This window comes from Variovorax sp. FG153, assembly GCF_057809595.1.
The window spans coordinates 193,746-204,775 of sequence record NZ_JBMDKG010000008.1; the positions used below are offsets into that span (position 1 = coordinate 193,746).

Sequence of the window (11,030 nt, forward strand, 5' to 3'; positions counted from 1 at the left end):
TTCCTTCCCGTGAACGCCGCGGTTCCATTTGCCTAGGGTTTTTACCTAGATTCGAGGCGCACAATTCGTCTCACGGACCAGCCGCCGACTCCAAGACAAGCAGAAGGCAGCGACTGATCTGGGTGAACAGGCACTGGCGAGGTGGCCGCCCCCGAAGGGACGGCGCCCCACCAAGACCGGTTCGAATCATCCAAAGTCAAGTCACAAGAATTGAAGGAATACTCAAAATGAACGCCTCGAAGCTCCTCTCCGCCGTTGCCCTCTCCCTGCTCGCCGCTGCCGGTGCAGCCCATGCAGAAACCTATGAGGGTGTGCATCCCCTGACCTCGGCCGCCAGCCGCGCCGAAGTCGCCGGCCAGGCCGTCATCGCCGCTCGCAGCGCCGACCCCTATGCCGAAGGCGCCAACGCCGGCCCGGCCCAGGTGGTCGCCTCGGATACCAGCCGTGCCGCCGTCCGTGCCGAAGCCGTTGCCGCTGCGCACAGCGACAACCCCTACGCCGAAGGCGCCTCGTCGGGCGTGGCGCCGCTGGTCGCCAGCACCGTGGACCGCAATGCGGTGCGCGCACAAGCCCGCGCTGCTGCCCGCGGCGACTCGCTGCCGCTGTAATCGGCGCCCAGAACTCGGTCGCATCGCGGGGCTCGCTCCCGCGGTGAGTCGAGTGGTTTAGCCACCCGGAGGCCGGCCCTTGCGAAAGCAGGGGCCGGCCTTTCGCTTGGATGTCGGTCAATCCAAAGCATTAACGGCGGATGCAGCGCACTTCGCGGCCGATGCGGCCGTGAAGCCGGGTCTGTCGCGCAAATCGCACAGAGCCGCATGCGGCATATCGAGCGCTTTCGGCCTCCATGCCGTCGCGTGCGAACCCGCGCGGTTGCTGGGACACCGCGACACGCCACTGCAACGTTGCACCGCCGCGGTGCGCTTCGCTCTCCCATTCGGCCGATCGCACGAGCCGTCGTCCGCCGAATGGCGCATTGCCATGCTGCAATGCATGATCGATGATGTTGCTCGCGGCTCGATGGACCGCACAACGTCATGCTTTCGGCCTACAGCGCCATTGTGGTGCGGGCACGCGAAAATGTACGGGCGCTTCTGCCACGACAAAAGCAAGCACGACCCCGCCGCCGAGCGCGGCTGACCCATTACGCATGGCCCTCACTCTCGACACCGAAGACACGCGACAAAGGATCCACGATCTCGTGTGGTCAGGCTTTCATCACGACGCCGACGTCGAATGGATGATCACCGACGAGTACCTCGATCCCGACGAGCTGACTTCCGATGACCGGGCCTGGGTCAAGGCCGAGACCGCGCGTGCCTGCGCCGCCAAGCATGCGGCCGAAGCCGAGTGGCCCGCGCAGACCGAATACGACCGCCTCGAGACCGCGTTCGCGCAGCTGCGCGAAGAGAAGATCATCGCGCTGCACCGCGCGGGCAACACGCTGGCCGACGGCCAGGACGACGTGCGCGATGCCTGGCGCGCCGCCGGCCGCGACGCCTCGGGCATCGTGGGCTGCTGCTTCTATCACGCGCAGGACCTCGAGCGCGCGGTGCGCACCGGCCGGCTGCACCTGGCCTTCAGCGGCGGCCTGATTCCCGAGATCGCGCGGCGCGAGGCCAATACCGTCGCGGTCGGGCAGCGCATCGCGGAGCTGCTCCAGGGCGTCGGCTTCGCCGTGCACTGGAGCGGCAACATCGACGAACGCATCGAGGTCGACCTCGGCCAGTGGCGCAAGCGAGGCCCATCGGCGTGAGCGTGCAGGCCTGGCAGCCGCCGCGCCGCATCGATGCGATCGATTTCTGGCTGCGCTCCCGGTTGCTGGCCATCGCGCATGGGTTGCGCGAAACCTGGCGTCCTTCCGCGCGCCGCTGGCCCATGGCCGATGCGCTGGCCGATGCGCCCGTGCTGGCGCGCTTCAGCAGCCCGCTGTGGACCGATGGCCGCGACGACGAATTCGCGCTGGTCGCCGGCAAGGTGCAGAACCTGCGCGTGGCGCGCGCCGCCTTCGATGCCATCGAGGTGCCCGCGGGCGAGCTGCTGAGCTTCTGGCGCCAACTCGGCCGGCCCAGCGCATGGCGCGGCTTCGTGCAGGGCCGCGAACTGCGCGGCGGCTGCGTGGTGCCGACACTGGCGGGCGGGCTCTGCCAGCTCTCGAATGCACTGGCCACGGTCGGCGCTCGCGCGGGATTCGAGCTGGTCGAGCGCCATGCGCACACCGCGCGCATCGAGCAGGCCGCGGTCGGGCCCGACGATGCGGTCGACGCGACCGTGTTCTGGAACTACGTCGACCTCAAGCTGCGCGCGCGCCATGCGTGGCGGCTCGAAGTCGAAATCACCGCCACCGAGCTGGTGCTGCGCATCCGCGCGCATGCGCCGCCGGTCGCGCCGCGCGTGATGTGGCGCGCGCCGCGCGATGCCGGCGCCGACGCGCTGGCGCCGCCCGTGGCGCGCGGCTGCCTGAGCTGCGACCGCAACGACTGCTTCCGTCACCGGCCCGCGCTGCCGGTCGCGGCCCAGGGGCGGACCGCCGTGCTGCTCGACGCATGGACGCCCGAGTTCGCGCGCTACCTCGAGGCCCGGTATCCCGAGGCCGATCGCATGCAGCGCGCGCCCGTGCGGCTGGCTTTCTGGCGGCCGATGAGGGACTGGCGTGGCGGTGAGGCCTCGGTGCACCGCCCCTGGCTGGCCAGCGTTCGCGGCGCGTTGTGGCGCCGCCTGTGGGCGCGCCGGGAAGGCGGGCGGCGGCAGGCCGGCGTGATCGATGCGCAGCGCTGGCTCGCGCGGGCCTTCGCGGCACGGCTTCGGCCCGAACACACGCAGCTGGTGGTCGACCAGGCGCTGCTGCCGCATCTGCAGCGCCTCGGCGCGCTCGACGGACGCGCGTTCACCGTGCTGGCCGGCGCGCTGCCGATGGCCGAGATCGAGGCACGTCTCGATGCGGCCGCGGCGCGCTGGCCTGACGACACCACGTTGCGCGACTTCCGTGCCGCGCCGTCGTTGGTGCGTGCCGAAGCCCAGGCATTCGCGCGCGCGGCCACGGTGGTCACCCCACATGCGGCGGTGGCGGACGCGATGGCCACCGCGGCGCCGCAGGCCACGCTGGAGCGGCTCGAATGGGTGCTGCCCGGCATGTCGCCGCGTGCGAATCGGGCACCGGACGATGGCGCGCCGCTGGTCGTGCTGCCCGCCAGCGCCCTCGCGCGCAAGGGCGCGCGCGAGCTGGCCGCGGCATTGCGCGGCAGCGGATGGCGCCTGCGCGTGCTCGGCTCGCCATCGGCCGATGCCTCGCTCTGGCGGGGCATCGCGCTGGATGCGGCCCGCGATCCGCGCGGCGACTGGCTCGACGGCGCCCGCGTGGTGGTGCTGCCCGCGCATGTGGAGCATGCGCCGCGCGCGGCGCTGCGCGCGCTCGCGGCCGGCGTGCCGGTGGTGGCCTCCACCGCCTGCGGCCTCGCGGGCCGGCAGGGCGTGCGCGAAGTGCGCGCGGGCGACATCGAGGGCCTGCGCGCCGCGCTGCGCGAGGCGATCGACGGCCAGTGCCATTCCAACGAACAAGACGACAACGACCAGCGCTTCCCATGACCATCGATCTCCAGACGCTCAAGTGCGGCGAATGCGGCAGCAGCGTGCTCAAGCGCACCGGCCTCAACGAATTCACCTGCCAGCACTGCGGCTCCGTCACGCTGGTGGAGGACGACATCTCCGACCGCCTCGACCGCGTGCTCGACCAGGTCAAGGATGCGGCCGCGCGCCGTCTCGCCGACGAGCAGGCGGCGCGGCAGAAGGTGGCGATGCGCACCGCGGGCTTCGCGGTCGCGGCCGTGGTCGGCATCACCCTGCTCGTGACGGTGGTGCAGATGTTCACGCGCAAGGACACGTCCGACGGCGGCCGCCGCGCCGCGGTCGCCTCGGTGGTCGACCGCAACATTCCCACCGATGGCCTCAAGCTCGGCGAACCGCGCCAGGTGCTGGTGGGCAGCGGCAGCTCGGCGCGGCCCAAGCTGCTGGTGGTGGCGCGCAACGAGACCGGCAAGCCGCTCGAGCGCGCGAGCGTCAAGGCCACCTACTACGACGGCGAGACGCGGCTCGAGGAGCGCGGCGAATCGCTGCCGATCTCGGTGCTCGAGCCCGGCGAGAGCGCGCCGCTGCTGATCGACCTGCCGAGCGGCAAGAACGTCACGCGCCAGGAGCTGCAGGTGCAGCGCCTGTCGGCACCCTACCGCTCGGCCGACGGCCCGCGGCTCGCGTTCACGCGCCTGCGGCTGGTGCAGCAGGGCGACCGCGTGCGGCTGGTGGGGCGCGTGGTCAACGAGCGCAAGGATGCGGCGATCGGCGGCGTCGAGGCGCTCGCCACGCTCTACGACGACGCCGGCAACGTGATCGGCTTCGGCCGCGGCTATGCGCAGGGCAACGACATCCCGCCCGGCGCGCGCAGCGCGATCGACATCGACCTTGCGCGCTTCGGCCGCGCCGCGCAGGTCGCGGCCTGGGACTACCGCATCGCCTACAGCACCATCGAAGCCGGCGGCTCGCGCAGCGCGGTGCGCAGCGCCGACCGCGTGATCCGCACCGTGGGCGCGCCCGAGGTCTTCCACGCCGACCTGCGGCTGAGCACCGAGGACCTGCTGGCCGACGACAGCGAGCGCTTCGACACCAAGGATCTCGAGCTGCTGCCGCTGGTGGCGGGCCGCAGCAACATCCAGCGGCCGCTGTTCCTGACCGAGCTCGTGAACCGCAGCAAGGAGGCGGTGGTGATCGCGCCCGGCGGCGTGATCTCGCGCTTCGGCGGCAGCAAGGCCGACGGCGCCACCGCCATCCAGGGCCTGGCCTATCTCTACCCGGGCGAGCGCTTCCCGATCCTGCTGGAGCCGCGCGATGTCGACCGCATCACCCAAACCCGCGTCGAGTGGAAGCCGATGCGCCGCGCCGCGCTGCCCGGTCCGCGCACGCCGCTCGAGGTGCAGGTGACCGGCACCAAGGCCGAGACCGGCAGCGTGCTGCTCAACTTCAGCCAGCGCTTCCTCTACAAGAGCGTGCAGGTCACGGGCAAGGTGAGCAATCCGGGCACGACCATCGTCGGCAAGGTGCGGCTGTGGGTCAGCCTGCGCGACCGCGACGGGCAGCTCAGCGGCTTCAAGCTGGTCGACAACCTGCCGGCCATCGCGCCCGGAGAGAGCGTGCCGTTCCAGGTCAACGTGGAGCAGAACGGCCGCGACTTCGCGAGCGTCGGCACGCTATACCAAACCGAATAGCCCCGCAGCCAGCGTTCGCGGGCGCTTCGCGCCATGATCGGCGGATGACCGATTTCTCGATCCTCGACCTCTCCCCGATCGTCGAAGGCAGCGATGCCGCGCAGTCCTTTCGCAACTCGCTGTCGTTGGCGCAGCATGGCGAAAAGCTCGGCTACCGGCGCTACTGGCTCGCCGAGCACCATGGCATGCCGGGCATCGCCAGCGCGGCCACGGCGGTGCTGCTGGCGCACGTGGGCGCGGGCACCTCGACGATCCGCATCGGCGCCGGCGGCGTGATGCTGCCCAACCATTCGCCGCTGGTCATCGCCGAGCAGTTCGGCACCCTCGAGTCGCTCTACCCGGGCCGCGTCGACCTGGGCCTGGGCCGCGCCCCCGGTTCCGACCAGCGCACCGCGCGCGCGCTGCGCCGCAATCTCGAATCGGACGCCGACCAGTTCCCGCAGGACGTGATCGAGCTGATGGACTTCATGTCGAAGAACCCGCAGCAGGCGGTGCGCGCCGTGCCGGGCGCGGGGCTCGAGGTGCCGGTGTGGATCCTCGGCTCGAGCACCTTCGGCGCGCAGCTGGCCGCCCACCTGGGCCTGCCCTACGCCTTCGCCTCGCACTTCGCGCCGCAGCAGATGATGCAGGCGATCCAGATCTACCGCGAGACCTTCAAGCCCTCGGCGCAGCTTGCCAAGCCCTACGTGATGCTGGGCTTCAACGTGTTCGCGGCCGACACCGACGCCGAGGCCGAGTTCCGCGCCACCTCGTGGCAGCAGGCCTTCGTCAACCTGCGCAGCGGCCGGCCCGGCCGGCTGCCGCCGCCGGTCGAGGGCTACCGGCAGAAGGTCGGCCCGGCCGAGAACGCGCTGCTCGACTCGGTGCTGTCGTGCTCGGCCGTGGGCTCTCCCGACACCGTGCGCGCGGGCGTCGAGGCCTTCATCGAGCGCACCGGCGCCGACGAGCTGATGATCACCTCGCAGGTCTTCGACCACGCCTCGCGGCTGCGCTCCTACGAGCTGCTGGCCCGCATCCGCGACAGCCTGCGCGCCTGAACGGGCGCCCCCGATTTCCCCCACGCCGACCCCGCCTCGTCGGGGCTGGGACAATGTCGCCCCTATGGCAAAGCAACGGATCGTGGTCGGGCTGAGCGGCGGTGTGGATTCCGCGGTGACCGCGCACCTGCTCAAGCAGCAGGGGCACGAGGTGGTCGGCATCTTCATGAAGAACTGGGAAGACGACGACGACAGCGAGTACTGCTCGTCGAACATCGACTTCGTGGACGCCGCCAGCGTGGCCGACGTGCTGGGCATCGAGATCGAGCACGTGAACTTCGCGGCCGACTACAAGGACCGCGTGTTCGCCGAGTTCCTGCGCGAGTACAAGGCCGGCCGCACGCCCAATCCCGACGTGCTGTGCAATGCCGAGATCAAGTTCAAGGCCTTCCTCGACCATGCGATGCGCCTGGGCGCCGAGAAGATCGCCACCGGCCACTACGCGCGCGTGCGGCTCGACGAGGCTACGGGCCGGCACGAGCTGCTCAAGGGGCTCGACCCCTCGAAGGACCAGAGCTACTTCCTGCACCGCCTGAACCAGGCGCAGCTGTCGAAGACGCTGTTCCCGGTCGGCGAGCTGCACAAGACCGAGGTGCGCCGCATCGCTGAGGAGATCGGCCTGCCGAACGCGAAGAAGAAGGACTCGACCGGCATCTGCTTCATCGGCGAGCGGCCGTTCCGCGAATTCCTCAACCGCTACATCTCGAAGGAGCCGGGCCCGATCAAGGACGACCGCGGCCGCAGGCTCGGCGAGCACCAGGGCCTGAGCTTCTATACGCTGGGCCAGCGGCAGGGGCTGGGCATCGGCGGCGTGAAGGAAAAGGGCGCGCAACGCGGCGCGGGCGACCATTCGCCGTGGTTCGTGGCGCGCAAGGACGTCGAGAACAACACGTTGTGGGTGGTGCAGGGCCACGACCATCCCTGGCTGCTGTCGACCTCGCTGCGCGCCGACGACGCGAGCTGGGTGGCGGGCGAGCCGCCGCTGCCGGGCGCCTATGGCGCCAAGTCGCGCTATCGGCAGGCCGACGCGGCCTGCGAGATGGTGGCCGGCGACGAAGCTCCGCGCGACGATGCCTTCGCATTGCGCTTCGGCCAGACGCAATGGGCGGTGACGCCGGGCCAGTCGGCGGTGCTGTACGACGGCGAACGCTGCCTGGGCGGCGGCGTGATCGTCTGAGTTTGCTCAGCGCGGTTTCCGCCGCACCGAATCATCGACGTGGATCAGGTCCAGCGGATGCCGCTGGCCGGCCAGGTGGTCTTCCACGCATTGCAGCAGCAGCGGGCTGCGATGCCGCTCCACGCTGGCGCGGATCTCGTCGGCGGTCATCCAGAGCGTGCGCACGATGCCGGTGTCGAGTGCCCGGCCTGCCTCGCGTTCGCCGAGCTCGCCGCTGAAGGCGAAGCGCATGTAGGTCACGGCGGGATCGTCGGCCGAACGCGCGAGATAGATGCCGACCAGCGCGGTCGGCACGAAGGCATGGGCGGTTTCCTCGAGCGCCTCGCGCGCGCAGCCTTCGGCCGGTGATTCGCCGGGATCGAGGTGGCCGGCCGGGGTGTTGAGGCGCAGGCCCTGATCGGTGTGCTCCTCGACCAGCAGGAAGCGGCCCTCGCGTTCGATCACCGCGGCGACGGTGACGTTGGGTTTCCAGCGGACGGTTGTGTTCATGGGGATGGATTCCTTCGACGCTCGCGCGGAAGGCGGGCCATGGGCTGGCACGCCGCCGCGCGAATCATCCCCGTATTGGACGCGAACCCGCTCAGGAGCTGCGCGCTTCGCCCCCGCGTGCGCCGAGCTGGCCGGCTTCGACCGTTTCGAGCCGGTAGCCGAGCCCGTAGATCGCCAGCAGCAGGAAGCCGTTGGCGGGCCGCAGGTCGAGCTTGGTCCGCAGGCGCGAGATGTGGGTGTCGAGCGAGCGCGAGAGCGCCTCGACGCCCAGGCCCCATACCGCTTCGTGCAGGTGCTCGCGCGACAGCAGGCGGCCGAGGTTCTGGAACAGGAACAGCGCCAGTTCGTACTCGCGGTTCTTGAGCTCGACCGGCATGCCGCGCACCTTGAGCGTTCGCGAGGGTGGATAGAAATGGTAGGGGCCGAAGACCAGCTCGGTCTCGTGCTGCGCGGGGTACGAGCGCCGCAGCAGGGCGTTGACGCGCGCCTCGAGCTCGGTGGCCTGGATCGGCTTGCTCATGAAGTCGTCGGCTCCCGCGTTGAGCCCGGCGACCATGTCTGCGTCGTCGTGCCGCGCGGTGACGAACAGCACGGGCAACCGGCTCTTGAGGTCGTGGCGAATCGTCTTCACCACGTCGAGGCCGCGGATGTCGGGCAGGTGCCAGTCGAGAAGCAGCAGATCGAAGGTCTGTCGCCGCATCGAATGCAGCAGCGATTTTCCGTCCGCGTACTCATGGCACTCGTGCCCGAGCGACGCCATGGTCTGATGAATCAGTTTTCTCTGATGGGCCTCGTGGTCGAGGACAGCAATGCGCATTTTTTTACCCCCTTACTTCCTCCCATGGGCCGCCTCTGTGTACGGCTCCAAGTGAGGCGAAGTGTATCTATCTGCGTCTAAGGTAAGCAATCTGCCCTGCAACTAATGCACATGAACCCTTCTTTTAAATCAATCCATGGAAGAATGATTACAAAGGCCTACATCTTTGTCCTGTAGATGACACGAAGTTCGTGCAAACGCCGGCGTTGTTTTTGCGCCGCACGATGCCGCCGCGCCGGCGCCGCCTGAGACCGGTTTCCTTACAGCGCGTCAGAGGGAAAGGCCTCGATCCATCATCAATAAGCTATCAAATGGATAGCTAGATTTTCAGCAGCCACGGACGTTGGAGCATGGATACTTCGCCCCTTGCGCGACAGATCGGGCCGAATGTCTTGCTGTAAGCTTCGCCCGCATTTCGCGCTGCACCTTGCCCTGAGGAGAACTCTATGCTGATAGGCGTGCCTGCCGAGACAACGACAGGCGAAACCCGAGTGGCCGTGACCCCGGAGACGGCGAAGAAACTGGTGGCGTTGGGGCACACGGTGCGTGTGCAGAGCGGCGCGGGCGTGGCGGCCAGCGTGACCGACGCGGCCTACCAGGCGGCCGGTGCCGAGATCACCGACCAGGCCGGCGCCTTCGGTGCCGACATCGTGCTCAAGGTGCGCGCCCCGAGCGACGCCGAATGCGCGCTCGCCAAGTCCGGCAGCGTGCTCGTGGGCATGCTCAACCCCTTCGACGCCGCGGGCCTGCAGCGCGTGGCCGCCGCCGGCCTCACCGGCTTCGCGCTCGAGGCGGCGCCGCGCACGACGCGTGCCCAGAGCATGGACGTGCTCAGCTCCCAGGCCAACATCGCCGGCTACAAGGCCGTGATGATCGCCGCCGACAAGTACCAGCGCTTCTTCCCGATGCTGATGACCGCCGCCGGCACCGTGAAGGCCGCGCGGGTCGTGATCCTCGGCGTGGGCGTCGCGGGCCTGCAGGCCATCGCCACGGCCAAGCGCCTGGGCGCGGTCATCGAGGCCTCGGACGTTCGCCCCAGCGTCAAGGAGCAGATCGAATCGCTGGGCGGCAAGTTCATCGACGTGCCCTACGAGACCCAGGAAGAGAAGGACGCCGCCGAGGGCGTGGGCGGCTATGCGCGCCCGATGCCCGCGAGCTGGCTGACGCGCCAGCAGGCCGAGGTCGCCAAGCGCGTGGCGCTGGCCGACGTCGTCATCAGCACCGCGCTCATCCCGGGCCGTGCCGCGCCGACCCTCATCACCGAGGACATGGTCAAGTCCATGAAGCCCGGCAGCGTCATCGTCGACATCGCCGCCGGCAAGGGCCCGGATGGCGTGGGCGGCAACTGCCCGCTGTCCGAAGCCGACAAGACGGTGGTCAAGCACGGCGTGACCATCGTCGGCGAAACGAACCTCGCCGCGCTGGTGGCTGCCGACGCCTCTGCGCTGTACGCGCGCAACGTGCTCGACTTCCTCAAGCTCGTGCTGACCAAGGAGGGCACGCTGAAGATCGACCTCGAGGACGACATCGTCGCCGCCTGCCGCGTCACGCAGGACGGCCAGGTCACGAAGAAGTAAGCGAACACGCGAGGAGAAGAAACCATGGACATCGTCTCTCACACCGTCATCAACCTCATCATCTTCGTGCTGGCCATCTACGTGGGCTACCACGTGGTGTGGACCGTCACGCCCGCGCTGCACACGCCGCTGATGGCCGTGACCAACGCCATCTCGGCGATCGTCATCGTGGGCGCCATGCTAGCCGCCGCGCTCACCGAGACCGGCCTGGGCAAGACCATGGGCGTGCTGGCCGTCGCGCTGGCGGCGGTCAACGTCTTCGGCGGCTTCCTGGTCACGCGGCGCATGCTGGAGATGTTCAAGAAGAAGGAAAAGAAGGCCGCGCCCGCAGCCGCCGAGGGAGCTTCCAAGTGAGCATGAACCTCGTCACCCTGCTGTACCTGCTGGCCAGCATCTGCTTCATCCAGGCGCTCAAGGGCCTGAGCCATCCCACCACCTCGATCCGCGGCAATGTCTTCGGCATGACCGGCATGGCGATCGCCGTGCTGACCACCGGCGCGCTGATCTGGAAGCTGGCCAACGGCAACCCGGCCGGCCTGGGCTACGTGCTGGTCGCGCTGGTCGTGGGCGGGGGCCTCGGCGCCTACATGGCCAACAAGGTCGAGATGACCAAGATGCCCGAGCTCGTGGCCTTCATGCACAGCATGATCGGCCTGGCGGCCGTGTTCATCGCGGTGGCCG

The 11,030-nt window shown here is 69.3% G+C and carries 12 protein-coding genes; 10 read left to right on the forward strand and 2 right to left on the reverse strand.

Features of this window, described 5'->3' with window-relative positions:
- Positions 1 to 227: 227 nt before the first annotated feature.
- From ACODT0_RS12580 to mnmA, 7 genes are all read left to right on the forward strand, one after another.
- Positions 228 to 608: a hypothetical protein gene (locus tag ACODT0_RS12580; protein WP_057598204.1), complete on the forward strand. Its 381-nt coding sequence runs from the start codon at positions 228 to 230 to the stop codon at positions 606 to 608.
- Between the two features lie 79 nt (positions 609 to 687).
- A complete protein-coding gene (locus ACODT0_RS12585) occupies positions 688 to 1,137 on the forward strand; it encodes a hypothetical protein (protein WP_489041419.1) in 450 nt (149 codons plus the stop codon).
- A 10-nt stretch (positions 1,138 to 1,147) separates the two neighbouring features.
- Positions 1,148 to 1,753, forward strand: coding sequence for a DUF6891 domain-containing protein (locus ACODT0_RS12590; RefSeq protein WP_489041420.1), 606 nt, complete (start codon positions 1,148 to 1,150; stop codon positions 1,751 to 1,753).
- A complete protein-coding gene (locus ACODT0_RS12595; protein ID WP_489041421.1) occupies positions 1,750 to 3,582 on the forward strand; it encodes a VanW family protein in 1,833 nt (610 codons plus the stop codon). Before ACODT0_RS12590 ends, ACODT0_RS12595 begins: the two co-directional genes overlap by 4 nt.
- Positions 3,579 to 5,252 (forward strand): FxLYD domain-containing protein, encoded by a 1,674-nt coding sequence (locus ACODT0_RS12600; protein WP_479671449.1) that lies wholly within the window; start codon positions 3,579 to 3,581, stop codon positions 5,250 to 5,252. Before ACODT0_RS12595 ends, ACODT0_RS12600 begins: the two co-directional genes overlap by 4 nt.
- 44 nt (positions 5,253 to 5,296) lie before the next feature.
- On the forward strand, positions 5,297 to 6,289 hold the full coding sequence (locus ACODT0_RS12605) for an LLM class flavin-dependent oxidoreductase (RefSeq protein WP_261215435.1): 993 nt from the start codon (positions 5,297 to 5,299) through the stop codon (positions 6,287 to 6,289).
- A 64-nt stretch (positions 6,290 to 6,353) separates the two neighbouring features.
- Complete coding sequence (gene mnmA / locus ACODT0_RS12610; protein WP_413761669.1) at positions 6,354 to 7,466, forward strand: tRNA 2-thiouridine(34) synthase MnmA; 1,113 nt, start codon at positions 6,354 to 6,356, stop codon at positions 7,464 to 7,466.
- A gap of 6 nt (positions 7,467 to 7,472) precedes the next feature.
- On the opposite strand, the gene ACODT0_RS12615 is transcribed toward mnmA, so the two are convergent.
- Both ACODT0_RS12615 and ACODT0_RS12620 read right to left on the reverse strand, forming a co-directional pair.
- A complete protein-coding gene (locus ACODT0_RS12615; protein ID WP_422099750.1) occupies positions 7,473 to 7,955 on the reverse strand; it encodes an NUDIX hydrolase in 483 nt (160 codons plus the stop codon).
- 91 nt (positions 7,956 to 8,046) lie between these two features.
- Positions 8,047 to 8,772: a response regulator transcription factor gene (locus tag ACODT0_RS12620; RefSeq protein ID WP_261215433.1), complete on the reverse strand. Its 726-nt coding sequence runs from the start codon at positions 8,770 to 8,772 to the stop codon at positions 8,047 to 8,049.
- 446 nt (positions 8,773 to 9,218) lie between these two features.
- Here ACODT0_RS12620 and ACODT0_RS12625 point away from each other — a divergent pair, with 446 nt between their 5' ends.
- From ACODT0_RS12625 to ACODT0_RS12635, 3 genes are all read left to right on the forward strand, one after another.
- Positions 9,219 to 10,349 carry a Re/Si-specific NAD(P)(+) transhydrogenase subunit alpha gene (locus ACODT0_RS12625; RefSeq protein ID WP_057598203.1) on the forward strand — a complete coding sequence of 377 codons (1,131 nt, stop codon included), beginning with the start codon at positions 9,219 to 9,221 and terminating at the stop codon, positions 10,347 to 10,349.
- 24 nt (positions 10,350 to 10,373) lie between these two features.
- Positions 10,374 to 10,703, forward strand: a complete 330-nt coding sequence (locus ACODT0_RS12630; RefSeq protein WP_057591510.1) for an NAD(P) transhydrogenase subunit alpha part 2 — start codon at positions 10,374 to 10,376, stop codon at positions 10,701 to 10,703.
- On the forward strand, positions 10,700 to 11,030 hold a 331-nt coding region (locus tag ACODT0_RS12635), incomplete at its 3' end, for an NAD(P)(+) transhydrogenase (Re/Si-specific) subunit beta (protein ID WP_489041422.1). The genes ACODT0_RS12630 and ACODT0_RS12635, both read left to right, overlap by 4 nt.